The sequence below is a fragment of the Pseudomonas sp. Root562 genome, assembly GCF_001427125.1.
In the GTDB taxonomy this organism is placed as follows: domain Bacteria; phylum Pseudomonadota; class Gammaproteobacteria; order Pseudomonadales; family Pseudomonadaceae; genus Aquipseudomonas.
Genome location: NZ_LMGK01000001.1, coordinates 559,678 through 584,539, shown reverse-complemented (window position 1 = coordinate 584,539; position 24,862 = coordinate 559,678). Strand labels below are relative to the sequence as shown.

24 protein-coding genes are annotated in these 24,862 nt (G+C 60.5%); 9 read left to right on the top strand and 15 right to left on the bottom strand.

From position 1 onward, the window contains the following. Window positions 1-8 precede the first annotated feature (8 nt). From ASD60_RS02620 to ASD60_RS02605, 4 genes are read left to right on the top strand one after another with little or no spacing between them, the layout of a single operon-like run. The gene (locus ASD60_RS02620; RefSeq protein WP_056852490.1) at window positions 9-893 is read left to right on the top strand and encodes a type II secretion system F family protein; all 885 of its coding nucleotides are present in this window, start codon (window positions 9-11) and stop codon (window positions 891-893) included. Further along, window positions 890-1,780 carry a type II secretion system F family protein gene (locus ASD60_RS02615; protein WP_056852489.1) on the top strand — a complete coding sequence of 297 codons (891 nt, stop codon included), beginning with the start codon at window positions 890-892 and terminating at the stop codon, window positions 1,778-1,780. The genes ASD60_RS02620 and ASD60_RS02615 overlap by 4 nt, the downstream gene beginning before the upstream one ends. Before the next feature lie 10 nt (window positions 1,781-1,790). Then, the gene (locus tag ASD60_RS02610) at window positions 1,791-2,504 is read left to right on the top strand and encodes a tetratricopeptide repeat protein (RefSeq protein WP_056852488.1); all 714 of its coding nucleotides are present in this window, start codon (window positions 1,791-1,793) and stop codon (window positions 2,502-2,504) included. A gap of 12 nt (window positions 2,505-2,516) precedes the next feature. Continuing rightward, window positions 2,517-2,792 (top strand): DUF3613 domain-containing protein, encoded by a 276-nt coding sequence (locus tag ASD60_RS02605; protein WP_056852487.1) that lies wholly within the window; start codon window positions 2,517-2,519, stop codon window positions 2,790-2,792. 95 nt (window positions 2,793-2,887) lie between these two features. Here ASD60_RS02605 and ASD60_RS02600 read toward each other — a convergent pair whose 3' ends face one another. The 4 genes from ASD60_RS02600 to ASD60_RS02585 all read right to left on the bottom strand — a co-directional run bounded on the left by ASD60_RS02600 (window position 2,888) and on the right by ASD60_RS02585 (window position 6,332). Then, the gene (locus tag ASD60_RS02600; RefSeq protein WP_056852486.1) at window positions 2,888-3,244 is read right to left on the bottom strand and encodes a DUF6124 family protein; all 357 of its coding nucleotides are present in this window, start codon (window positions 3,242-3,244) and stop codon (window positions 2,888-2,890) included. Window positions 3,245-3,749: 505 nt separating this feature from the next. Further along, window positions 3,750-4,106 (bottom strand): DUF6124 family protein, encoded by a 357-nt coding sequence (locus tag ASD60_RS02595; RefSeq protein WP_056852485.1) that lies wholly within the window; start codon window positions 4,104-4,106, stop codon window positions 3,750-3,752. Window positions 4,107-4,952: 846 nt separating this feature from the next. Next, window positions 4,953-5,744, bottom strand: coding sequence for a response regulator transcription factor (locus ASD60_RS02590; RefSeq protein WP_056852484.1), 792 nt, complete (start codon window positions 5,742-5,744; stop codon window positions 4,953-4,955). A gap of 117 nt (window positions 5,745-5,861) precedes the next feature. Beyond that, complete coding sequence (locus tag ASD60_RS02585; RefSeq protein ID WP_056852483.1) at window positions 5,862-6,332, bottom strand: prepilin peptidase; 471 nt, start codon at window positions 6,330-6,332, stop codon at window positions 5,862-5,864. Between the two features lie 75 nt (window positions 6,333-6,407). Between ASD60_RS02585 and ASD60_RS02580 the strand changes: the two genes are divergently transcribed. Continuing rightward, on the top strand, window positions 6,408-6,848 hold the full coding sequence (locus tag ASD60_RS02580; protein WP_056852482.1) for a TadE/TadG family type IV pilus assembly protein: 441 nt from the start codon (window positions 6,408-6,410) through the stop codon (window positions 6,846-6,848). Beyond that, window positions 6,845-9,586 carry a PAS domain-containing sensor histidine kinase gene (locus ASD60_RS02575; protein ID WP_056852481.1) on the top strand — a complete coding sequence of 914 codons (2,742 nt, stop codon included), beginning with the start codon at window positions 6,845-6,847 and terminating at the stop codon, window positions 9,584-9,586. Before ASD60_RS02580 ends, ASD60_RS02575 begins: the two co-directional genes overlap by 4 nt. A 34-nt stretch (window positions 9,587-9,620) precedes the next feature. Here ASD60_RS02575 and ASD60_RS02570 read toward each other — a convergent pair whose 3' ends face one another. From ASD60_RS02570 to ASD60_RS02550, 5 genes are all read right to left on the bottom strand, one after another. Beyond that, window positions 9,621-11,543 (bottom strand): pilus assembly protein TadG-related protein, encoded by a 1,923-nt coding sequence (locus ASD60_RS02570; protein WP_056852480.1) that lies wholly within the window; start codon window positions 11,541-11,543, stop codon window positions 9,621-9,623. Window positions 11,544-11,760: 217 nt separating this feature from the next. Further along, a complete protein-coding gene (locus tag ASD60_RS02565; RefSeq protein ID WP_056852479.1) occupies window positions 11,761-12,318 on the bottom strand; it encodes a DUF4136 domain-containing protein in 558 nt (185 codons plus the stop codon). A gap of 45 nt (window positions 12,319-12,363) precedes the next feature. Then, window positions 12,364-12,984 (bottom strand): DUF4136 domain-containing protein, encoded by a 621-nt coding sequence (locus ASD60_RS02560; protein WP_056852478.1) that lies wholly within the window; start codon window positions 12,982-12,984, stop codon window positions 12,364-12,366. Between the two features lie 12 nt (window positions 12,985-12,996). After that, window positions 12,997-13,746, bottom strand: coding sequence for a methyltransferase domain-containing protein (locus ASD60_RS02555; RefSeq protein ID WP_056852477.1), 750 nt, complete (start codon window positions 13,744-13,746; stop codon window positions 12,997-12,999). After that, complete coding sequence (locus ASD60_RS02550; protein ID WP_056852476.1) at window positions 13,746-14,048, bottom strand: MazG-like family protein; 303 nt, start codon at window positions 14,046-14,048, stop codon at window positions 13,746-13,748. The genes ASD60_RS02555 and ASD60_RS02550 overlap by 1 nt, the downstream gene beginning before the upstream one ends. Window positions 14,049-14,217: 169 nt before the next feature. Here ASD60_RS02550 and ASD60_RS02545 point away from each other — a divergent pair, with 169 nt between their 5' ends. Together ASD60_RS02545 and ASD60_RS02540 are read left to right on the top strand one after the other, a co-directional pair. Beyond that, the gene (locus ASD60_RS02545; RefSeq protein WP_056852475.1) at window positions 14,218-14,511 is read left to right on the top strand and encodes a hypothetical protein; all 294 of its coding nucleotides are present in this window, start codon (window positions 14,218-14,220) and stop codon (window positions 14,509-14,511) included. Window positions 14,512-14,581: 70 nt separating this feature from the next. Continuing rightward, a complete protein-coding gene (locus ASD60_RS02540; RefSeq protein ID WP_056852474.1) occupies window positions 14,582-15,928 on the top strand; it encodes an MATE family efflux transporter in 1,347 nt (448 codons plus the stop codon). 43 nt (window positions 15,929-15,971) lie between these two features. On the opposite strand, the gene ASD60_RS02535 is transcribed toward ASD60_RS02540, so the two are convergent. The 6 genes from ASD60_RS02535 to ASD60_RS02510 all read right to left on the bottom strand — a co-directional run bounded on the left by ASD60_RS02535 (window position 15,972) and on the right by ASD60_RS02510 (window position 22,704). Then, entirely contained in the window at window positions 15,972-16,775 is an 804-nt protein-coding gene (locus ASD60_RS02535; RefSeq protein ID WP_056852473.1) for a DUF4123 domain-containing protein, read from the bottom strand. Next, window positions 16,772-18,094 carry a contractile injection system protein, VgrG/Pvc8 family gene (locus tag ASD60_RS02530; protein ID WP_056852472.1) on the bottom strand — a complete coding sequence of 441 codons (1,323 nt, stop codon included), beginning with the start codon at window positions 18,092-18,094 and terminating at the stop codon, window positions 16,772-16,774. The genes ASD60_RS02535 and ASD60_RS02530 overlap by 4 nt, the downstream gene beginning before the upstream one ends. A gap of 232 nt (window positions 18,095-18,326) precedes the next feature. Then, the gene (gene speA / locus ASD60_RS02525; RefSeq protein WP_056852471.1) at window positions 18,327-20,240 is read right to left on the bottom strand and encodes an arginine decarboxylase; all 1,914 of its coding nucleotides are present in this window, start codon (window positions 20,238-20,240) and stop codon (window positions 18,327-18,329) included. A 219-nt stretch (window positions 20,241-20,459) separates the two neighbouring features. Next, window positions 20,460-20,831, bottom strand: coding sequence for a translation initiation factor Sui1 (locus ASD60_RS02520; RefSeq protein WP_003221288.1), 372 nt, complete (start codon window positions 20,829-20,831; stop codon window positions 20,460-20,462). A gap of 232 nt (window positions 20,832-21,063) precedes the next feature. Next, window positions 21,064-21,633: an NUDIX hydrolase gene (locus ASD60_RS02515; protein ID WP_056852470.1), complete on the bottom strand. Its 570-nt coding sequence runs from the start codon at window positions 21,631-21,633 to the stop codon at window positions 21,064-21,066. A 3-nt stretch (window positions 21,634-21,636) separates the two neighbouring features. Next, window positions 21,637-22,704 (bottom strand): DUF2333 family protein, encoded by a 1,068-nt coding sequence (locus ASD60_RS02510; protein WP_056852469.1) that lies wholly within the window; start codon window positions 22,702-22,704, stop codon window positions 21,637-21,639. A 461-nt stretch (window positions 22,705-23,165) separates the two neighbouring features. On the opposite strand from ASD60_RS02510, the gene gcbA reads away from it, so the two are divergent. Beyond that, window positions 23,166-24,836 (top strand): diguanylate cyclase GcbA, encoded by a 1,671-nt coding sequence (gene gcbA, locus ASD60_RS02505; RefSeq protein ID WP_056852468.1) that lies wholly within the window; start codon window positions 23,166-23,168, stop codon window positions 24,834-24,836. Window positions 24,837-24,862 lie beyond the last annotated feature (26 nt).

Here is a 24,862-nt window from a genome sequence, read left to right as displayed (position 1 = left end):
GCCACGGCATGCTCAAACCGCTGCTGCTCATCGTCGTTTGCCTGGCCTTGCTGGGCCTGTCGGCGCGTTTGCTCTATCGCGGCCTGCGTCAACCCGGCACACAGCGCGTGCTGGAGCGTTTGAGCCAAGGGCAACCGGAACGGGTGGCGCACAAAACCTCATGGTCGGCGCTGGAGCGGGCCTTCTTGCGCGCAGGTCTCGGGCGCCCGACTGAACGTATCGAACAGTGGCTCGCCCTGTGGGGGCTGCTTGTTTTAGTCGCCGTCGTAGTGGGCGGCTGGATCGGCTTGCTGTTGGCGTTATTGCTGCCGCCCTTGCTCCTGAAAGTGTTTGTCGAATGGCGCTACCAACGTCGGCTAAAGCGCATGATCGAACAATTGCCGCCGCTGCTCGATCACACCGTGCGCAGCCTGAAGTCCGGACGCACCCTGGCCGATGCCGTGCTGGGTGCGATCGATGCCGCCCAGGACCCACTGAAAAATGCCATGGGCCGGGTGCAACGCAACGTACAACTGGGCATCAGCCTGCCCGATGCGGTATCGGACTTCGCTGAACTCTACGACAAAGACGAACTGCGTCTGTTCGCCCTCGGCCTGAAGGTCAACCACCGCTACGGCGGCAACGCCAGCGAGTTGCTGGAAAACCTGATCAAAATGATCCGCGAACGTGAACAGGCGGCGCGTCAACTGAGCGCCATGACCGGCGAAACCCGCGTCACGGCGGTGGTCCTGGCGGCGTTGCCGGTCACTGTCGCCGGCTACTTCCTGATCGCCAATCCTAAATACCTGATGACCATGTGGAGCGATGGCTCGGGGCAAATGATGCTGATGGCCGCGCTGGGCTTTCAGGTGTTTGGCTGTCTGGCGCTGTGGCGCATGTTGCGTAGCCTATGAACCTGTCATTGCTGTTGAGCTCGCTGCTGTTTCTGTTGGCATCGCTGATGCTGCTCAGTGTCGTGCTGGAACTGCGTCGGCGTGCCCGCCAAGTGGTGCAACGGCTGGACGGTAAAAACCCGGCGGATAACCGCTTCGGCCAATGGCTGCATGCGCTGGGCAACAGTCGTGTGGGCCGGCAAACGGTCAGTCTCGATAACGAAACCCAAACGCTGCTCAACGCCCTCGGCTGGCGCACCGCCCGCAAACGCTCGATCTTCGCGGCGTGCCAAGTGGGGGTTCCGGTGCTGGCACTGGCCCTGAGTGCACTGATCCAGGGGCTGTTCTTCCCGCAGGTCGCCAATCCGTGGATTGTCCCTGCATTTGCCGTCGGCATCGGTTATCTGCTGCCAAAACGTCTGCTTGCTGCCGCCGCTCACCGTCGGCGGAAAAAACTGGCGATCGAAATTTCCACCTTCATTCCACTGCTACGCATTCTGTTTGAGTCGGGCATGGCCGTGGAGCAATCGCTGCGCGTCTTGAGCAACGAAGGCAAACAATTGCTGCCGATTCTGACCCATGAATTACGCCTGGTGCTGACCCGCGTCGACTCCGGCCTGGAACTGGCCGAGGAGCTGAACAAGGCCTCGCGCATGCTCGCGGTGGACGAATTCACTGACACCTGCGTGATCCTGCAACAGCTGATACATCAGGGCGGCGGCGCGATGAAATCCCTGCTGGCGCTCAAGTTATTGCTCGATGATCGGCGCCTGACGCGCCTGCAGGAATACATCTCCAAGATGTCCGCGAAAATGTCCGTCGTGATGATGCTGTTCCTCTTCCCGGCGTTATTGATCGTCCTGGCCGGCCCGGGGCTCACCGCCCTGGCCCGGGCTTTTGCTTCGTAGAGGGATTCTGATGAAAGCACTGATTGCCGGTTTGAGTCTGCTGTTGCTCAGCGGTTGCGCGAGCACCGGTCAAACACCCTGGAGCGCCCTGACCGACTCCGCCAGTTGCAGCAAGCTGAGCTCCGAGCAACAGCTGTCGCTGAACCTGGCCGAGGACATGGCCAAGGAAGGCAAACTGCACGCCAGCCTGGCCAACCTGCAAAGCCTGCCGGACAACCTCGCCGATGTGCGCCTGCGCAAAGCCAAGGTCTACCGATTGCTCGGCCGCAGCGAAGCCGAACCGTTGTACCGCAGCCTGCTCGGCGGTTGCATGGCCGCCGAAGCCGAACACGGCCTGGGCCAACTCGCCGCCGCCAGGGGTGACAACGGCCTGGCGCAGGCCCACTTGCAACGGGCCGCGCGACTGGCGCCCACCGACGAAAAAATCCGAAATGACCTGGGCGTGGTGTACCTCAACCAACTGCGTGTCGAAGATGCCCGATTCGAATTCCTCACCGCCATGGAACTCAAGCAAAGCGACCTGCTGGCCGCGCAGAATCTGGTGACGCTGCTGATCTACCAGGACGACTGGAGCCGCGCTGCCGAACTGGTCAGCCGCCTCGGCCTGAGCCCGGCGCAAGTCACCGAAGCCCAGGCCCGCGCGGAAAAACTCAAGACCCCGGCCAAACCTGCCGCGACCGCCGCCGCGCAAGTTGCAGCGGTCACCACCGTGCCCCTTCAGTAGGGAGATCCCAGGATGAAATCCACTACCCTCTGCTGCCTCGGCCTCCTGGCCTTGCCACTCAATGCCCACGCTATCGGCCCTGGCCCCGCGTCACCGCAACAACAGGAAACCGAAGGCTGGTTGCAGCTGCAAAGCAGCAATATGGCCGCCTCCCAAAAAACCCAAACCGCCACCGCGACCGAACGGGAACTGGCCATGCAACGCTGGCTCAAGAGCTACCAGCATGAGATTCCGGCGTTTTTTGATCAGGATGCAGGGGGTGCGGTGGACAGTGGGTCGGGGGAATAGCCGCACCTGACAAATCGTGGCGCGGGAGCACGCTCCCTCGCCACAGGATGGGTTGGAATGCATCCCCTGCTGACGATGAACGATAACGCGGCCTACTACGGCGGATCGAGATTATCCAGCGCCCGATTCACCGCCAACTCACCGAGCATGATGATCTGCGCAATGCCCAGCAGCGCATTGCGATGCGGACTGTCCAGAAACCCCGCAAGGTCACTAGCCATGATGCTGGCCGAGGCCAGGGACTCACAGGCGTGGGCCAACAGGGTTTCGGTGTTGATATCGGGAACGACGGCAAACATCGTGCTGGGTTCGCGTGATAACGCCGCGTCTTTCGAGGGATTGAGATGGTAGTCCAGCGCACGGTCGGCGGCTTCGTGGATTTTTTTCGAGTAAGCGGATTCGTAGGGGGACGCGGGGTCGGTATCGGGGGGATTTGGGGTTGGTTTGATCATGGTGGAGCTCCATTCGAAGATTGGGAGTTCGCCATCACTGCGACCAAGCAGAAGGGTGGCGAACTGAACGCAGGTTGGTCGACCAGGGAATGGAAACCCGGCAGGGCCGAAGCCCTCCCACGCACAGCTCGCCATTAAGCAAGCACGAAAATGCCGCTCGCGCGGCACTGTGCGCCATTCTAAACCCGGGCGACCAAACCCGATCACTGATTTTGCAGTGACAGACAAAGGCTAGAGATCGCAGGTCCGACGGACAACCTGAAAAACGTGTGGGAAGGTTCTGGTGTTTTTATTGGCGGTTAAACAACTTTGCCTGTTCTACCGTCATCGCTGGCAAGCCAGCTCCCACAGGGACGGAGTACGCCTGGCAGAGATAGGTTGGTTGGCAGGCCGCCATCGCCAGCAGGGCTAGCTCCTACAGTTGGATTGGGGTGGCTGAGAGAGATTGGTCGGCTGTCAGGCCGCCATCGCCAGCAGGGCTGGCGATGAACAATAACGCTGTGTACTAAGGCGGATCGAGATTATCCAGCGCCCGATTCACCGCCAGCTCACCGAGCATGATGATCTGCGCAATGCCCAGCAGCGCATTGCGATGCGGACTGTCCAGAAACCCCGCAAGGTCACTGGCCATGACGCTGGCCGAGGCCAGGGACTCACAGGCGTGGGCCAACAGGGTCTCGGTATTGATGTCGGGAACGATGGCAAACATCGTGCTGGGTTGGCGTGATAACGCCGCGTCTTTCGAGGGATTGAGATGGTAGTCCAGCGCCCGGTCGGCGGCTTCGTGGAGTTTTTTCGAGTAGGCGGATTCGTAGGGAGATGCGGGGTCGGTTTCGGGGGGATTTGGGGTTGGTTTGATCATGGTGGAGCTCCAAGTATGAGATGGATCTGCCACTGATCGCCGCGACAGCGATTTAGGGTGGCAGCTGTACGCGGGGTCGCGGACCGAGCTACTTGGAAACCCGGCATACCCGAAGGTATCCCGCGCACAGCCACCATTACGCCAGACGACAAGCACCGAAGTGCTCTGGTTTGGTGGGGGTGGATTATGCACCAAGTAGACTGAACAGGCCGCGACGCCCGGACACTGATTTTGCAGTGACGGTCAAAGGCTAGAGATCGCACGTCCGACGGACAACCTGAAAAACGTGTGGGAAGGTTCTGGTGTTTTTATTGGCGGTTAAACAACTTTGCCTGTTCCACCGCCATCGCTGGCAAGCCAGCTCCCACAGGGACGGAGTACGCCTGGCAGAGATAGGTTGGTTGGCAGGCCGCCATCGCCAGCAGGGCTAGCTCCTACAGTTTGGAATGCGTACAAACCAGACAAACAGGCCGGCCGGTAGGCCGCCTCGGCCCTCTTGATTCACCCGCCCCATCGGCAGGCTGAGTGGAGGCGTTCATCCGGGGGTGGGCGCGCAGCGCCGTGCGGCGCAGCCGCACACATCGAGAGGAGGTCGTCGCGAAGCAGACCGGAGGCGATGCCCCCGGATGAATGCCGGAGCGAAGGAACCCCGAGCCTTAGCGAGGGGCCGTACGTAAGGGGCGAGACTTTTTGGTTACTTTTGTGTCGTTTGACAAAAGTGACCCGCTGTAAGAGCGGAACCATAAGTCGCCGTTACCGCAGGAATGGATATGTACTCGATGTAAAAATCCCGTTCGGCCAGCAGGGCTGACTCCCACAGTTCAAAAACCGCACCGCCAGCAAAACTCAATGCGCCGTAACCCTCTGCCGCATCCCCGAATTACTCGGCGACAACGCCAACGCCAACTGCGTGCGATTATGCATATGCGTCAACCGCAACACCTGCGACACATACAACTTCACCGTGTTCTCGGTAATCCCCAACTCACAGGCAATCTGATAATTGGTCTGCCCCTTGCCCACCAACCGCGCCACATCCAGCTGCCGAGGCGACAGCTGATTGAAAATCGCCGGGATCTCCTCCCGGTCAGCCTCACTGACCGCGCCGTCTTCCGAATCCGCAGTGCCTGAGACAAACGGAGCACGGCGAACCCGATCCAGATCCTGGTACAGGTCATCGATCGATTCCGACAAATACTGCAACTTCTGGTTCAGATGCCCCAGTTGCAACGTCTTGTGCCGCTCCTGCAAGGCTATTTCCTGGCGCTGCAAGCCTTCGAGCAACTCACCCAGGTCAATCGGCTTCTGATAGTAATCGGCAATGCCGGCTCGCAGTGCCTTGATTACGTCCTGCTTGTCGGCACGCCCGGTGAGCATGATCGCTTCGAATGCACGGTGCTTGCCGGACAGGCGTTGCAGCTCCTGAACCAGTTGAATCCCGTCCAGCCCAGGCATGTGCAAATCACACAGCACCAGACCGATGTCAGTGTCTTCGTTGAAACGTTCGATGGCTTGATGAGCGGACTCACAAGGTACACAACGGTAGCCGCTGCTCTCGAGAAATTCGCAGAGTTCTTCAACGATCAATGGCTGGTCGTCGACCACAAGGACTTTTACTGCTGAGATACGCTTGTTCACGTGCAACTCCCTGCAAGGTCAAAAGGCTGACCGTTCCTGTACATGCAGCCGCTGGCTGTACAGCTACTTGTTGTATGAAAGTAGTCGTACTTTTCGACTCTGTACAAAACCGAATGACTAGCGGAGCCAGGCAAACGTCAACAGCAACCCCACCAACAGGAAGGGCGCAAAGGGCTGTTTTTTTGACATTCCAGGCTCCAAGTACAGCAAACGATCTCTAAGCCCTTGACCGAAATGAAGCCAGACTCTTGGCGCCAGCAGCAGCCATACGACACTGGCCAATCCTGCACCGATAAACACGCCTAAAACATGCCGACCGTCGGTCGCCAGCCCAAGGGCGATCATGAGTTTTACATCACCACCGCCGAGTTTTCGCATGGCGTAACCGGGTAAGGTGAAAGCCAGCGCGAGCAATGCCGCCCAGCCACCCTGCTCTGCCGGCGCGCCCAGCCAGGTGCTGCCGCTCCACAGCAGATACGCCAATGCAAAAGCCCCTGCGCCCAGGGTCAAACTGTTGGCGATGTGCCGTTGCCGTGCATCCTGCGCCGCGCACAGTGCCAGCCAGATCAGTAGGACAATACTCTGCATCCGGTAAAAAACGTCCGTTTTGGCTGAATGATTCTATGCTGACATTACCTCGTGATGGTCAGGGTAGACGCACTCATGAAAACCAGCCTCCCCCACAAACAAAAAGGCGCCGCGGCGATTGAATTCGCCCTGGTGTTCGTCATCTTTTTCGCGGTGTTCTACGCAATCGTCACTTACAGCCTGCCGCTGTTGCTGATGCAGTCGTTCAACCAGTCGACTGCCGAAGCCGTGCGCCGAAGTGTGGCGCTGGACCCGAACACACCCGGCTATGAAGCCGCGCTCAAGACCGTGGTCAAAGACGAACTGAGCCGACAATTGGCGTGGATTCCTGTTGCTCTGAATTTCAATGTCGATACGGATGCGACCACGACCTACACCGCCGGCGTGCTGAAGGTCAGTATCAACTACCCGACCACCAAATTGAGTGCCGTCATCCCGTTTCTGACCTTGCCGGGCATCGGCCAGGTGCCGAACTTGCCAGCCACACTCACCGCCAGTTCGAGCCTGCAATTTTGAGTGCCGGCGACAAGCTCTTCGGGCGTCTGCTTAATCGCCATCCACCCGTGCCGCAACCTCTCCCGGAGCCAGTAGGCATGGGCGTCGGCTTGCAGATGCATCTGGATGCCGAAGGTCGTGTGCAGCATTTGACCGGCCCGTTGCGGCATTCGCTGGCCCAACAGACGCCCACCGCGCGAGCGCCGCACCTGCTCGATTTTCTCTTGCCCCATTGCAGCCTGGTGGTCGAGGGCGCACCCGCAGACTGGCAAGGCCAGAACCTGGACCTGGACTTTTACAGCCTCAGCGGCCACCCCCTGCATTTGCGCGGCTGGATTCAACCCTTGGCCGACGCCTGGTTGCTGCAACTGCTGGACATCGGTGACTTGCTCCTCGACCGTCGACAATCACGTCTGCGCGAGCAATGCCAGTTGCTCGCGGTGCAGCTCGGTGAGCAATTGCGCCTGTGCAGTCTGTCGCGTTTACCCGATGTACTGACCGATCAACTGCAAAGCCTGGCCCAGCGTTTTCACATCCCGTGCATCGCCCTGGCGTTGCTCGATGAAGAAGAACAGGGCTGGCAGATTCATCAGCACTATGCGGGGCTCGACGGGCCACAATTGTGGCAAAACGCTCAGCGCCTGGGCACCGGCCTCGACAGTTTGAACGGCTCCGCACCGCAGGCGCTTAGCCCCATTGAACACCCGCGCCTGCAAGCGATCTTCGCCAATGCCGAGGGTTTCGCCGTGCCTTATCACGATGCCCGGGGCGTGGTCGCCTGGCTGCTGTGCGGTTGCTATTCGGTACAGCAGCGGGCGCCGGACGTCAGTGACCGCGACTGGCTTCAGTTCGCCGCCGCCCTCGCCGGCCCGTTGCTGGAACGCCTGCGCGAGCACCACCACCATCTGCAACTGGAGCGTCTGGAGTCGCTGCAAGCGCTGCTCGGCACGGGTTGGTGGGAGATGTTCAGCGACAGCGCCCAAGTGCAAGTGGCCCCTTCGCTCGCCGACGCTCTGAACCTTGCAGATGCCCGCTTGCCGTCAAACGAATGGCTTGATCTGGTGCATCCCGCCGACCGCGAAGAATTGCGCAGTCGCTTGCAAGCCTTACAGGACGAAGGCGTCCCCTTGCTGATGTGCGTGCGTTTGCATCGCCCGGGTTCGACGGCCGCGCCGATCTGGTATCGCCTGCAAGGCCAGGCTGTGGGTATGGGCAAAAACCGCCGTGTGGTGGGGTTCATGCTCGACATCAGCGATATCAAGAACCAGGAGCAACAGGCCGCGACCGCCCATGCCCGGCTGCACAATCTGATCGCCAGTTCCCCTGCCGTTATTTACGTGCAGCAGTATGTCGAAGGCGCGCTGCAACCGACGTTTTACAGTGACAGCCTGCTGCCGCTGCTCGGCTGGGGACTCGACGACTGTGGTGGTGCCGCGCTGGTGGACAAGGTTCATCCCGACGACCGAGACCGCTACTTCGAACGTAGCCGCTCGCTGCTGCGCGAAGGGTCGGTCAGCGTGCGCTATCGGTTGCGTGATTATCGCGGTGATTACCACTGGATCCTCGACGAAGCCAAACTGCTGCGCGATGACCTCGGCTTGCCGGTGGAGGCCGTGGGCCTGTGGCTGGACGTCACCGAAGTCACCCTGGCCGCCGAACAGGTCAAGCAAAGCGAAGAGCGCTACCGGATTCTGGTGGAAGACTCTCCGGCGATGATCTGCCGCTACCGGCCGGACCTGACCTTGACCTTCGGCAACCGGCCGCTGGCGACTTATCTGGAATGCGCGCCTGAGCAATTACCGGGGGTCGATCTGGGCAGTTGGATGTCAACTGAACAGCGGGAAGCGTTCCTCCAGCGCTTGGGCCAGTTGAGCCCGGAGTTCCCGGTGAGCACCGCAGAAATCAATCTGCAACTGCCCGGCCGCGAGCACGCCTGGTGGGTCTGGTCGGATCGCGGGGTGTTCGACGCGCAGGGCCGATTGCTCGAAGTTCAGGCCGTTGGCCGCGACAACACCGAAGTGCGCCGCTCCCAGCAACAGCTCACGCAAAGCGCGAAAATGGCCACGCTGGGTGAAATGGCCACCGGCCTGGCCCATGAAATCAACCAGCCGTTGAACGTGATGCGCATGGCCATCGTCAATGTGCTTAAACGCCTGAGCAACGGCGATGTGCAGGTCGACTACCTGACCGACAAGCTCAACCGCATCGACACGCAGGTGCAACGTGCCGCGCGGGTGGTCGACCACATGCGCGTGTTCGGCCGCCGCTCGGAGATCGAACAACACCCGTTCAACCCGGCCCAGGCCATCGAAGGCACGCTGTCACTGCTGGCCGAAGGCATGCGCGGCAAAGGCGTCGACCTGCGGATCAGCGAAACCTCTTTTGAGGTGCAGGTGCGCGGGTATGTCGATCAGCTTGAACAAGTGCTGATCAACCTGATGGTCAACGCGCGGGATGCGTTGCTCGGCAAACGCGAAAGCAACCCAGATTTCAAACCCTGGATTGCGGTGTACGCCGAGCGAGACGAGCAATCGGTGCGGCTGTGGGTCGAGGACAATGGTGGCGGTATCGACCCGCGATTGCTCGAGCGAATCTTCGAACCGTTCTTCACCACCAAACCGGTGGGCGTGGGCACGGGCCTGGGGTTGTCGGTGAGTTACGGCATTGTCGAGAACATGGGCGGCAAACTCAGCGTCAGGAATTCGACCGAGGGCGCACGGTTCTGTATCGAGCTGCCGATTGTGCCACCTACCCTGTAGGAGCGAGGCTTGCCCGCGAAGGGGGCGCCTCGGATCAAATCACCAGATAGGCTTTGCCTTTTTCGCCGCAGGTCAGGTTGAAACCGACGTCGACCTTGTTGACGTCGATGCCCAGGTTCAGCAGCAGGCTGTCGACAATCGGGTCGACCAGCGGCGCGAGCAGGCCGCTGATGGCGGTGATCAACAAGCTCACCACGTCAGACAGCGTCGACAGCAACGTACTCAACAAGCCTCCCAGCAGACTGCCAATGGCGGGTGCATGTTGAATCAGCGTGACCCCGCCGAGCGTCCCTTTCAGGCTGCCCACCACTCCGGACACCGAGACCGGATGCGTCGGGTCTGGTGAGACGTTGATTTCATGGGGATTAACAAAGGTGTAATTGGGTTCGGTTTTACCGGCAATTGGACTATCGATCATGATCTCGCTACCGCCGCCGCCGAACGGGGTTCGTGCGCCGCAGTTAAGCAGCGTGCAGGATTTCGAGCCGATATCGACCAGAGGCAGCGGCGAAAGGCTTTGCGCTGAGGAAGAAGAGAGCCAGATGGCATCGTCGATCTGACCCACTTTAACTTGCAGAGCGGAGATGTTGGTGGTGGCGGTGAGGCTCTTGCTGGTAGGGCTGGCGCAGGAATAGTCCGTGACATAACTGCTGCCAACTCCGGCTTCAATACCGAGGTCGAGGTTCAGCCCGTTGGGCAGGATCTTCAGGTCGGTCTGGGTGCAGCTGCCAAGAATGCAACCGGGTGCCAGGAGCGTATTGACCAACCCCACGACCGGCGTCAACAGCGTGTTGACCAATTGCAAAACGGAGTTGATCAGCGACAGATCAACCGACACCAATACGCGAACCTGCGCCGTGCTCACGTAAATCCTGTTCACCCCCAGCGGCGCGACTTTCGCCAGCGCCGGGTCGCCAACAGCAGAAAACTGCGGCGGCTGAATCACTTTGATGCGGGTCGACACCCCAGCCAACCCCAAGACATTCACGGGCAGCGTCGCGATCACCGCACTGTTCTTGTTGGCCAGTTGGACAAAACCCTGAATCAATTGAAACAGCTGCACCGTAGCGTCGAGCCCCGCTTCTTGCGTGCCGGTTTGCAATTGCAGCAAATCCCCCAGCTTGATCGGCGAGGCGCCGGTGGCCGCCACTTGCAAATTGGCCAGCGCGGTCTTGACCTGCGCCGTAGCGCCGTTGAGGTTCACCACGTTGGCGGCGGCTTTGATGAATTGGGTCACGGAACCCTGGGTATTCAGTAGCGCGGTGTAGTTCCCGGCGGACACGCCCAGTTCGATGGCGAGCTGGTCCATGAATTTCAGCAGGTTGATATCCGTCTTGACCAACCCGTCCCAACCGCCGACGGCCAGGTTGACATTGCCTCCCAACAACGTCGAGAACAGGGGGTTCAACAGGTTTGCTCTTGCGCTGTCGACGCTCAACAACGTGCTGCGAATACTCAATTGGGCCAGGGTGATCTTGGGTTCGGCGGCGACGGCGGTGGCGCTGAGCCGGGTCGTGAGGCTGACCGGCCCACCGGAGAGCAACGCACCAATGCCGGCTGCGATGCTGGTGTTGACAGGTCGGCTGACGATGACTTGGACGGCTGCGGTTTTAGTGGCGTCGACTACGAACGCACGGAGGTTATCCGCGCCGGTCTGCAAGGTGCCGCAACTGGCAGTCAGCGTGTTGTCCGCGGTCACGGTAAAGCCGTTGCGTGTTGCGCTTTGGCTGGCGTAGATGGTTGCGCTCTGCCCGGACTTGCAATTGCCATCGCGGCTCACGGCTTCCAGCGCTGCGGTATCCGCCACCCGTTGCAACTTGCGCTGTTCCATGTAGAGCCTGCCAGTGTCGATCACCAGCAACGTGAACCCCAGCGCTATCGCCAGGGTGGCGGCGGCCATCAAACCGATTGCCCCACGTTGCCGGGCCGGGCCGCGAAACTGCATGCGGGGAGACATGGCGCACTCCTTTGCCGGCGCGTTGCCGAGCGCTACCTCCATTGGTCAAGGCAGTGTAGACAAGGGTTGACGAGGCTGCTGGCAACTCGCCAGCCAAGACAACAAAAAACCCTGTAGGCGTGAGCCTGCTCGCGATGGCGTTGGATCAGTCAGCCTCTGTGTCGACTGACAATCCGCTATCGCGAACAGGCTCGCTCCTACAGGGTTTGTGGGGTGTTTACCGGGGTGGATAGTTGGACAGTATCCGGGTGACGGTTTCGTGGATCGCATTGCTGCGATCGGCTGGATTGGGCGTGCGGCTGAGTATCTGTTCGTCGCTGCCGCGCCACACCAGTTTGCCGTCCCTGCCGTCGAACAGGTCGATCTGAATCGTGGCGACCTTGTATGAGACGAGCCGGGTCTCGTTGTACATCGGCGCGCCCCAGTAGCCGCTCCACGGGTTGCCATAACCGCCGCCGTAGTTGGTGGTTATCTGTTGCTGGCGTTCTTCGACAATCAGATAGGTCTGTACATTCAAGTCAGCCTTGGCACCCGTGGCAGCAGGGCGCAACCCGCGCTGATCAAGCTGATCGGTCACTGACTGGCGGATGCGTTGCTCGGTCAGGTCACTCTTGATCCGTGGATCATCGGGGCGATATTGCAAGACGGGCTCTTTCCAGCTCCAGCTGTGATAGGCGGCAAAGTCGCGGCTGGCGTCGAAGTCATGATTGACCTGGTTGGCCGCGCAGGCACTGAGCAGTGCGGCCACTGCCAGTAAAACGAAACGGCGGAACATGATGATTCTCCGGTTGAAGACATGAACCTGCGAATGGCTTGTTATCTAACTGGGAGGATACGCCGACAGCGCCTTTTCTACAGCCTTGCGTATGGCATCCACCTGCTCACTCTGAGTGCCGCGATTGCTGGTTTCAGCGCTGGAACTCCACACGGCTTGACCGCTTTGTGCATCGTATAAATCCACTTGCACCACCACGACCTGTTCCTGATAGGTGCGGACGATCGGGACTGCGGTGTAGGCGCCGTAGCCATTGCCGTAACGGTTGTAACCGCCATAACCGCCGTAGTAGCCACCGCCGTAGTAATCGTCACGAACCTGGCGCAAACGGGTTTCCATGCGCAGGTCGGCACTGACAAACAAATCCGCCGGACGGTTGTCATGCAACGGGCGCAAGCCGCGTTGATCAAGCGCGCTGCTGACCGCTTCGGCAACCTGGGCCGAATCGGCCCATGCAGTGCCCGGCGGCATTTGTCCGTTGAGCCAGGCCCAACTGCGATAGCGCCCATAGTCACGCGGTGGTGCCGGGTAGGCGCTGCGATCAAAGGTATTGGCCGCCTGCGCTGGCGCCGGGGGAAGGGGCTTGGAGGACGCCACGTACGGATTGCTGCCCTGACATGCAGCCAAACCCAGACATAACAGCAGCAACCCTGAACGAGTTTTCATTTTGCGCTCCGATCAGACCGGCCGGCAGATCCAGTGCAGGTAACGCCCAAGCCCGGCAAAGCTTGGGTGGCGACGGTGGGCAAGCTCCATTTCCAGCAAGTCCACCAATTCGGCGCGGGCCTGGAACTCCACCGGCATGTAATCGTGGAAAACCCGCACTCCACTCTGGGTTTCGACCTGCCACAGACCTTCAAGTTGCGCCGCCAATTCCCGTGGATCAAGGGGTTGTTGCGGGGTCAGGCTCTGCTTCTCGCCGGCCATGTCGTTCTTGCGCATCTTGCGGAAATGGCCCTTGAGCAGGTTGCGATAGATCAGCGCATCGCGATTGTAGAACGCCAGGGAAAGCCAGCCATCGGCCTTGGTCAATTGATGCAACACCGGCAGGATCGCGTGGGGCTCGGCCAGCCATTCCAGCACCGCGTGGCACAGCACCAGATCGTAAGGTTCGGTCAATTGACCCAGCAGATCCTGCCACGGCGCCTGAATGAACGTTGCGGTTTGCCCGGCTTCGGCGAAACGCTGGCGGGCGCCTTCGAGCATCGGTTCGGCGGGCTCGGCCAGCGTCACTTGATGCCCGCGTTCGGCCAGCCACAACGACATGTGGCCCAGACCGGCGCCGATATCCAGCACCCGCAATGGCCGGTCCGGCAGGGTTTCGGCCAGATCGGCCTGCAGCACCGCCAAACGGATTGCGCCTTTGGCACCGCCGTAGATTTTTTCCGCGAAACGGGTCGCCAGTTGATCGAAATGACGGTCGCTCATCAGCTGAACCTCCGCTCGCTGTCGGCCAGTTTGCTGCGCACCACGTCATTCATGTCCAGCCCCAACTCCCCGCACAGCAATAGCAGATAAAGCACGATGTCACCGATTTCCTGGCCGGCATGGGCCAGTTTGTCAGCGGGCAACTGTCGCGACTGGTCTTCGGTCAGCCACTGGAAAATTTCCACCAGCTCGGCCATTTCGACACTCGCGGCCATGGCCAGGTTTTTCGGGCTGTGAAATGGCTGCCAGTCATTGCGGTCACGGATGGCGTGCAGGCGTTCGGTCAATTCAACAAGGTTCATCGGGCTCTCCTGAAGGCGTATAGCTTCGGGGGGATCACAGGTGAAGGCAAGTGACAAAGATCGGCAAGCAGGCTCGCTTCCACAGGTCATGCACAACACTCTATGCTTGTGGGGAACTCGCCACCGCGATCAATGGCCCAACGCTCGAACTCATCAGGACGCTCATTCCATGCAGGTAGAAGGTTTTTTCGAATGGCTCGGTCAAGCCATTGGTTCCGTCATCCGTTTCATCGTTGATGCGCTTAGTGGCCTGTTCCAACTGGTGAGCCGCGCCAGCAGCAATTTTGTCGACGGCTTGTCCCGCGCGCTGGGCATGGACACCTCGATCATCAGCATCGTTGTCTTGATCCTCGGGCTGGTGCTGCTGTGGTCGGCGATCCGCGCGTTCATGAATGCGTCGATCATCATGGGGATCATCTGGTTGATGCTGGGGTTGTGGTTGCTTAGCTGGATCATGCACTGACGCCCTCCCACATTGAATCGCGGCACATGCACATGTGTCGCTACAATGCCCGCTCCTCCAAGGAGCCTGCATGTCCAAGCTGATTGCCGACTGGCGCGACCGTCCTACCCATCGCCGGGTCTGGGCGCTGGCAGCGCCGATGATTCTCTCGAATATTTCCGTACCGCTGGTGGCACTGGTCGACAGCACCGTCATCGGTCACCTGCCCCACGCCCATCAGCTCGGTGCCGTTGCGGTCGGCGCCAGCCTGTACACCTTCCTGGCCTGGGCCATGGGTTTTCTGCGCATGGGTTCCACCGGGTTTGCCGCGCAGGCTGCCGGACGTGGGGACGGTGCGGCATTGCGGCAGATTTTGTTGCAGGGGCTGTTGCTCGCAATGGGGCTGGCGATTGTCCTGGGTGTCGCGGGCGTACCGCTGAGCGGGGCGGCACTGCACTTCATGCAGCCGTCGGCAGAGCTGGATCAGATGACCCGCGAGTTTTTCCATACGCGGTTGTTCGGCCTGCCCGCAGCGTTGGCCAGTTATGCGCTGGTCGGCTGGTTCCTCGGTACGCAAAACGCCCGGGCGCCACTGGTGATTCTCCTGAGCACCAACCTGGTGAATATCGCCCTGAACCTGTGGTTTGTCATTGGCCTGGAATGGGGCGTGGTCGGTGCGGCCCGGGCCTCGGTGATTGCCGAATGGACCGGCGCGCTGATCGGCCTGTTGATGACCCGCCAGGCCCTGCGCGCCTACCCCGGTCACATTGTCTGGGCGGCCCTGGGCTTGTGGCAGAGCTGGCGCCCGTTGCTGGCGGTGAACCGCGACATTTTTATCCGTAGCCTGGCCCTGCAATCGGTTTTTTTCCTGATCACCGTACAAGGTGCGCGGTTGGGCGACGCCACTGTCGCGGCCAACGCCCTGTTGCTCAACGGCCTGCTGCTGACCGCCCACGCGCTCGATGGCCTGGCTCACGCGGTGGAAGCCCTGTGCGGGCATGCCATCGGTGCCCGCGACCGCGATGCCCTGCGTCGGTCTCTGGTGGTGGCTTGCGGCTGGTCGTTGCTGGCGAGCCTGGGTTTCGCCGTGCTGTTCCTGTTGGCCGGGCACCTGTTCATCGCAATGCAGACCGACATTGCCAGCGTGCGCGATACCGCATTCATGTATCTGCCCTACCTCGCTGCGCTGCCATTGATCGCCGTCTGGAGCTACCTGCTCGACGGCCTGTTCATCGGCGCCACCCGTGCCCGTGAAATGCGTAACGGCATGCTGCTGACCGTGGCTTTGCTGGTGCCATTCGCTTGGGCGCTGCAAGGGTTTGGCAACCATGGCCTGTGGATAACTTTTCTGCTGTTCATGTTGCTCCGCAGCCTGACTCTCGGGGCCATTGCCTGGCGCCTGCGCCGCCACGACGGCTGGTTCGCCCGCGCTCATTGAGAGGGGTTTGTGCTCGGCAACCAGGCGATTTTGACTTCGAATGTCATGCTCGCGGCTCGTCGCCCTGCCAGCGGCTACGCAGGTCATCGAGGCGCTCCTGCTGGGTGTTTCCCTCCAGCGGCAGTTGGGGCACGGCCCCGTGGTATTGCAAGCGCAACCACAACCAGCCATCGAGTACCGGCCGCTCGCTGAAGCCCAGCGCCAGCCCCTCCTGCAGATGCGACCACAAGCGCAAATATTCGCAGCCGGTGGCCTGGCTCCAGCGCCAGGCATGCTGCTCCAGCAGACAGGTTTGCAGGTTTTCCCGTTGCCGGGGGCTGAGGTCTTCCTCTGGCGCCAAAGGACGCACGGCAAGCCCCGGGTTGAGCAACTGCTGCCAACCCTGGCTGCCAATCGCCCGGTCAGCCCATGTTCCGCCGAACCAGCGCAATTGACTGATCGGCCCCAACCAGCGAGTCAACTCCCCGGCATCGCAGGCATCGAAGAAGTAACTGGCGGTCTGCGGGTTGTAGTAGCTGAGCAGTGCCCGATGATGCAGGCCGAACGAGACCGTCAGCATGCGCCGCAAGTGCGCGAGCAATGGTGTGGCGCAAGCCTCACTGGTCAGCAACAAACCTTGCCATTGGTGTGCGTCGTGTCGGCAAGTGTCCGCCAGTGCCGGGCAAGTCCGCAGGTCGACCAACACCGGACCGTGATCTTTCAGTGCATGCCATTCCGTCCCTTCGAACAATGAAAACTGCGACGCCTCGGCAAGAGTGCGTTGCAACGTCAAACTCGCCTGCGGTGCGCCCGATCTGTCCAAGAGCAACCATTGAGCGATCGGATCGGGCATGTGCACGTCGATCATGCGATGCCGCTCCAGCCAGGTTGTGTCAACGTCCGACAGGTACAGATCGTCTGCGCACAATGATTGAAACTACCGCCGCCGGGCAGCAGACAGAGCAACAGCAAGGGCTCGCCTGAACGCAACCAGTCCTGCACGCCTTCCGGCAGGGCGTCGTCGACGATGGATGCCTGCGCCTGCTGCCCAGTGTCGTCACGGGCAGGCAGGTGAATGACGCCGGTAATCATCGGCTGGTCCGGATCGCCTTCGACAAAACTCACCACCACCTCCGCGCCCTCGCTCAGCGACCCGACGCCGACGGCTTGCAGTTCCGGCGCCAGCGGTAACCAACAGTGGCTCGGCGCTGCCCCCTCGCCTTGATAGACCCAGTCAAACTGCACCGCCACCGGTCGGGAAGGGTCGGGCCGGGACTCATCGACATCCACCACCCATGCACGTTGCAGGCTGTGCATCAGGGGTTTATCCACACAACGGGGTGGCTCGAACGATGCCTGCCAATGCACCGCCCGCACATGATTGCTGTAAGGCACCCGCGGATCCTGACTGCCCTGATGCTCGACGTGAGTGAGCAACCACAGATGATTCCACTGGCGGACCGGATGACCGGACAACGGCATCAGCTGACCACTGCGCAGCGTCGGCAGGTCCGAGTGACCTTGCGCATTCTGCGCGGTGCTGTCCACGCAACGCTGCACCTCGAAACGGCGCACAGCCGGTGGGTGGCCTTCGGGGCGGAAATCCACCGCCTGACCCTTGCAGAAATGCCCTTGCCCATCGGCAAACACCACGCAATGCCCGTGCGCCCGGTGCTCAAAGTGATAATGAAGCCGTTGCTGGGCACACAATCGTTGAACGAATTGCAGGTCCGATTCGCGGTATTGCGTGCAGTAGTCGCGAAGCGGGTAATCACCCTGCAGCTCGAAGCGCCGCTGCTGTCCGACAATGCCGTGCTCCCTGAGCACTTGATCGAGAATCTGCGGTACTGTCCTCGCGCTGAAAATACGCCGGCTGAAGCGCTGCGCCAGACACGCCAGCCTCGGGCCGAGACGCACATGACAGAGTCTGAGCGTTGACCCATGGTCGCGTTGGACGAGTTCCTGCAATTGACCATGGACACGGTTGCCCTGCGGCCCGAAGTGCAGGGAAGCCGAACGGTACAACAGGCTGGCGAGGTCGAGCGCGGGGTCTTCGATCAGCAATTGCACGTCGAACACGAACGGCTCGCTGATGGCTTCTCTACCGGTAAAGGCCAGGACCTCGAAAGCGTCGGACAGACCTGCTACGTCCAGACGGAAGTCAGGTTCGTTGACTGGATCGAACATCGGCGATTCTCTACAGGAGGGGCGGCCGGGGATTCTCGCCGAGAGCCATGGCCGAGTAGAGAGGTGAAGTACAACTTAGGAAATGACCTACGCGAAAAGAAGACCAAATGACTTGGATAGCCGAGGACGTAGGCCGCTTCGCTTGAAAAAAGAGAAACGCCGCACCAGGTCATCTGAAATTTCCGTAGCGAACGGGAAATTTTCAGACAACCTGATGAGCGTGATGCTTACCTCAGGAAGACAGGTAAGAAGAACGGGTCAGGCCCAGGCGCAACGCATCGAGGAACTGGGTACGTTCGCTGGCACTGATGCGGGCACTGGCGCACTTGTCGCGGTAGTGAGTCATCAGTTCTTCCGGCGACAAGTGCACGTAGCGCAGCATGTCTTCGATGGTGTCGTGGGTTTCGATACCGGCGTGGTACACGCTGCCATCGGCGTTCTGGTAGATGTTCACCGAATCGGTGTCACCGAACAGGTTGTGCATGTCGCCGAGAATTTCCTGATAGGCGCCGACCAGGAACACACCCAGCAGGTAGTCCTCGCCTTCGTTCAGGGAGTGCACCGGCAGACTGGTTTCGATGCTCTGCTCGTCGACGTACTGGTTGATCTTGCCGTCCGAGTCGCAGGTCAGGTCCTGCAACACTGCGCGACGCAGCGGCTCTTCGTCGAGGCGATGCAGCGGAATGATCGGCAGGACCTGGTCGATGGCCCAGGTGTCCGGCAGGCTCTGGAACACCGAGAAGTTGCAGATGTACTTGTCGGCCAGCTTGTCGTTGAGCTCATCGAGCACCTGACGGTGGGAACGCTGACGCGCCTTCAACGAGTTGTGCAGGCGACGGCAAACGGCAAAGTAGCATTGCTCGGCCAGGGCTTTTTCCGCCAGGGTCAACTTGCCATCGGCGTACTGCGCAGCGACATCGCTCATGTAGTGTGTGGCGCGCCAGTAGGTTTCGGTGACCATCTCGATATCGGTCGGCCCCAGCAAGTCCACCAGCCACTGCACGGTTTCCGGCAGCGCTTCCTTGTTCTCGATCTGCGGCACGTCGTCGTTGTGTTTCTCGACGTCGGTCACCTGGATCACCAGCATGGCGTGGTGCGCGGTCAGGGAACGGCCGCTCTCGGAGAAGATGTTCGGATGCGGCAGGTTTTGCGCGTCGCAGAACTCCTTGAGCATCCCGACCACGACACCGGCGTAATCGTCCATGTCGTAGTTGATCGAACTGGCGTTACGCGAGTGCGTACCGTCGTAGTCCACGCCCAGGCCACCGCCGACGTCGATGTGATCGACCGGCAGACCAAGGTTGCGCAGTTCGCCGTAGTAGCGGATTGCTTCCTTGAAACCGTGCTGGTAGTCCGCCAGGTTGGCGATCTGCGAACCCATGTGGAAGTGCAGCAGGCGAATGCCCTGGTCCAGGCCAGCCGCGCGGAAGCGCTCGACCACCGACAGCAGCTGGGCCGCCGACAGACCGAACTTGGACTTCTCGCCACCGGTGTCGGCCCATTTGCTCGACGCCAGGGACGACAGGCGCACACGCAGACCGACCTGAGGCTTGACCTTGAGCGAGTTGGCTTCTTCGATCACCAGACCGACTTCGGATTCTTTCTCGATCACGATGAAGACGTTGTGGCCGAGCTTCTGGCCCATCAACGCCAGGCGAATGAACTCGCGGTCCTTGTAGCCGTTGCAGACGATGGTGCCGCCCTTCGGCGCCAGCGCCAGCACCGCCAGCAGCTCAGGCTTGGAACCGGCTTCCAGGCCGATGGAAACGTTCTGGGTGGCGATGATGTTCTCGATCACCGCTTCCTGCTGGTTGACCTTGATCGGGTACAGCGCCGTGTATTTGCTCTGGTATTCCAGGCGCTCGATGTTGGCGTCGAACGCGCCGGTCAGCTGACGCACGCGGTCTTGCAGGATATCGGGGAAGCGCACCAGCAACGGCAGCGACAAGCCGCTCTTGCGCAGTTGGTCGACTTGCTCGAACAGGTCGATGGGCGAGCTGCTCGGACCGTTCGGACGAACTTCGACGCGACCGGCGTCATTGATCGCGAAATACCCGGCCCCCCAATGGCGAATCCCGTAAACACTGCGGCTGTCCGCAACTGTCCATTGGCTGCCATCGTCTTTGCGTGTGCGTCGTACGGACATCGAAGTCCCCTATAAAGAAGTCATAGTGCGTCGCCTGGATTCAGGTCGGCGCAGTCTAAAGAATGAAAATGACGGTTCGTCAACGAGGGGGTAGACCCCGCAGACCGCAACGAGTTTAGAAACCGGTCAAGAACAGGCTCTGTGAAAACCATGACGGCGACGCCAGACCTGAAGGCAATCAGGGCTGGATCAAGCCGCAAGTGGTTTTCACAGAGGCTGCTAGCCGCCGGACTTCTTCGCTTTGAAACCGAGCTTGATCAGTTCAGCCAAGAGTAGCTCGACATGATCGCCCTGGATTTCAATGATCCCGTCTTTCAACGCCCCGCCGGTACCGCAGCGTTTTTTCAACGTCGTGGCCAGTTCCTTGAGCGCGTCTTCAGCCAACGGCACGCCGGTGATGGTGGTCACCGTCTTGCCGCCACGGCCCTTGCTTTCGCGGCGCACGCGAGCGATGCCGTCGCCGGCCGGGATAACGGTCTGTTTGCAGATGCAGGCGTCCACCGGTTTACTGCATTCCGGGCAATGACGACCTGCGTCGGTGGAAAATACCAGGCCACCAAGGGCGGCGAAGGATGCGGCTTTTTTGGCCACCGGCAATCCTCTTGGGAGGACAAAGACTGGTCGCAGCACTCGGGAAGGGCTATCGACCGCGAAGCCCCACTCAGGCAGGGGCAGCGCTACTGAACCGGCAGACTCTGTCGTTGGCGTGTCCTCTGCAGGCTCGCTCCAACAGAACAGCAACAACCAATACCGGTTCAGCTTAAAAAGGTCGCGCAGTGTAACGGCAAAAACGCCGATTGCTAAGAGCCAATCGGCGCCAATTTTATGCCTCTTTTGCGACGTCTTCGCCGCGTGACCGCAGATAGCGCTTCAACGCGGCCAAAGAGTCCGGGCAGTAAGGCTTTTGCTCGATTTCCTGCATGACCTGTTCGATGGGGATAAAACGCGCTTCCAGCACCTCTTCCGGTTGCAGGACCAACGGGCCATCCCACACCGCGGAAAACGCCGAGCACCACAGGCGATTGCCGGTGTCTTCGAAGAAAAAGTGGTCATGGGCGGTCAGTTCCACACCACGCACGCCCAATTCTTCTTCCAGTTCCCGCGCCGCCGACTCGGCGTAGGTTTCCGTCGCCAGCACCATGCCGCCCGCCGCCACGTCCCAGAAACCAGGATAGATTGCCTTGCTGAGTGTGCGCCGATGCACGCAAAGCTCACCCGCGGAGTTGAACAACATGATGTAAGTGCCGCGACCGATCAGCCCTCGCTCACGCAAATCGGAACGGACCAGGGCGCCGAGCAGGTTGTCCTGTTCGTCGACCCAGGCGATCTGTTCGGCATCCGAAGCCGCCCGGTGGGCAGCCTCCCGCAGGTTATCGATGGAACTGTCGGCCATGACTCAGCCCTGATTGAGCAGTTGACGCAAATCGATCACTGCCGCGTTGGCCCGGGAAATGTAGTTGGCCATGACCAGCGAGTGGTTGGCCAAAACGCCGAAGCCGCTGCCATTGAGGATCATCGGACTCCACACGGCTTCCTGCGACGCTTCCAGCTCACGAATGATCTGGCGCACGCTGACCGTGGCGTTCTTCTTGGCCAGGACATCGGCGAAATCGACTTCGATGGCGCGCAGCAAATGCGACAAGGCCCAAGCCTGGCCCCGCGCTTCGTAGAACACGTTGTCGATCTGCAGCCATGGGGTTTCGACGATTTCTTCGTCGACTTGCGGCGCCACACCCGGTACCACGACCTCGGTTTTCAACGCGGTGTTGAGCTTGACCCGACCAACACTGGCCGACAGTCGTTGCGACAGCGAACCCAGACGCGTACCGACGTCGCCCAGCCAGTTGTTCAGGTTGTCGGCGCGGGCATAGAACAGCGCGCTCTTCTGGTTCGGATCGGACAGGCGCGCCTGATAACGGCTCAGGGAATTGATGCCTTCCTGGTACTCGGACTCACTGGATGGCAGCACCCAGCTCTTGTTGTCGAAGTTGAAACGCGGCTCGGCCTTGGCCAGATCAGCGTCTTCGGCGGACTGCGACTGCGAGCGGGCGAAATCTTTGCGCAACGCACGGCTCAGGTCGCGAACCTGTACCAGCACGCCATATTCCCAGCTCGGCATGTTGTCCATCCACAGGCCTGGCGGAAAGCGGTCGTTGGAGATATAGCCGCCCTGCTTGGTCAGCAACGTACCGGCAACGGTCTTGAGGGTTTCGACCGTGGTGTAACCGACCACCATTTGCTTGCCTTCTTTTTCGGCCGCCATTTGCGCAGTCTGCTGCACAGGAAACAGCGCAGGCTCCTGGCTCCAGTACCATCCCAAAGCAATCGCCACCAGCAGGTAGAGACCGATCAGCGTGGCCAGCGCGCGGCTGAACAGCAGGCCGCCCAGATAACTGCGGGTGGCCGACTTGGGCTCGGCGGCACGTTCAGGCGCACTGCCCGCGCGGTTTTTCCAGTCCAGCATGGCGATATCCTTTCAATCACTTGAGTTCAACGGTTCGACCACAACCATACAACAACGTGCCTTTGCCCGGCACCCGCCGTTGGCGTGATGACGAAAATTAAACGTCCCGCGTAACCGCAGCGATCATCACGACCGCTTCGCTGACGCTGCCCATAGGGGAATCCCCTAGCCCATACCCGCAAAAAAACAGCGTATCGGCTCATCTTCAGCCACCTGGAAACAACTCGCATTCAAGTCTGATCGGCAGCTCGAAACGCCCGGACATTTCATCACAAACGCCGTATAAGCCCCGGTCGGCGCGCCCTTCGCAAAAACCAACAGCCGATTTACGACCAATCAGTCAGAAACTGAATGCGTCCGCGTTGCAGATTATTGACGTACAGCACTCATGTCATCGCAAAGTGGTGCTAGCATAGAGCCACCACTCGACCTCAGCGTGCCCCCTAACTAGTAGTCAGGATATGACCGAGCCAGAAGATCCCAGCCGCGAGCGCCTCAAGCACCACTTTGCCCAGCGGGTAATTCATCAGGCACGTCAGATTCTTGAGATATGGCAGCGCCTGCAACGCAGCGAGTGGTCAAGCACCGATCTGTCGGAGCTGAGCGAGGCCAATCTGCGCCTGCTGCGCTTCGCCGAGCGTTTCGAACAGCCGGAACACACGCACCTGGCTCGCCAAATCACTCAGTCACTGGAAGCCGTCGATGCCAATCGCGGACGCTTGAGCAGTGGCCTGATCACTGACCTCAACCGCTTGATGCAGCGCCTGTCCCGCACTGGCCTGCGCCATGGCGACCAACTCGACCAGACGTTCCTGCCGCCCCTGCGCAAGCCGATCTACGTCATGCTGCAGGATCACGACCGCGCCGAACGCCTGGCCAAGCAACTGGAGTTTTTCGGGCTCAGCGCTCAGTCCCTGGACAGCGTAGCTGCGTTTCGCTCGTCGATGGTCGAGCGTCTGCCGGCAGCAATTGTCATGGACGTGGACTTCAGTGGCCCCGGCATCGGCCTGAAGCTGGCCGCCGAAGCCCAGGAAGGCCTCGATCATCAATTGCCGCTGTTGTTCTTCAGCCTGCACGAAACCGATACCCCGACCCGACTCGCCGCCGTGCGTGCCGGTGGTCAGGAGTTCCTCACCGGCACGCTCGAAGCGTCGAGCCTGCTGGAGAAAATCGAAGTCCTGACCTGCGTTGCCCAGTACGAACCCTATAAAGTGCTGATCATCGACGACTCCCGTGCCCAGGCCCTGCACACCGAGCGCTTGCTCAACAGCGCCGGGATTGTCACCCGGACGCTGATCGAGCCGATCCAGGCCATGGCCGAACTGGCGGACTTCCAGCCGGACCTGATCATCCTCGACATGTACATGCCGGCCTGCACCGGTACGGAACTGGCCAAGGTGATCCGTCACAACGACCGTTATGTCAGCGTGCCGATCATTTACCTGTCCGCCGAAGACGATCTGGACAAGCAGCTCGACGCCATGAGTGAAGGCGGCGACGACTTCCTGACCAAGCCGATCAAACCCCGGCACTTGATCACCACCGTGCGCAATCGCGCGGCGCGGGCGCGCAACCTCAAGGCTCGCATGGTCCGCGACAGCCTCACCGGCCTGTACAACCACACCCACATCCTGCAATTGCTCGAAGACTGTTCGTTCCGCTCTCGCCGCGAGAACAAGCCGCTGAGCTTCGCCATGCTCGACATCGACCACTTCAAGCGCGTCAACGACAGCCACGGCCACCCCATGGGCGACCGGGTGATCAAGAGCCTGGCGTTGTTCCTCAAGCAGCGCTTGCGCAAGACTGACTTCATTGGCCGCTACGGCGGTGAAGAGTTCGCCATTGTCATGCCGGACACCGACCTTGAGGCGGCCTACAAGGTCCTCGATGAAATCCGCCAGCGCTTTGCCGAAATTCACTATCCGGCTCAACCCCAGGATTTGTGGTGCACGTTCAGCGCCGGGGTGGTGGAGTTGTGTGAAACCTCCGACAGCCTGTCCATGGCCAGCCAGGCGGATGAGGCGCTCTATCGTGCCAAAGGTGCCGGGCGCAACCGTGTCCAGGCGGCGGGGACGTCAAAGCAAAGTGCCACTTTTTCATCACAATTGACCCCTTCGGTCATAACCCTGTAACAGAAACGCAATAACTTCAGGCGCTT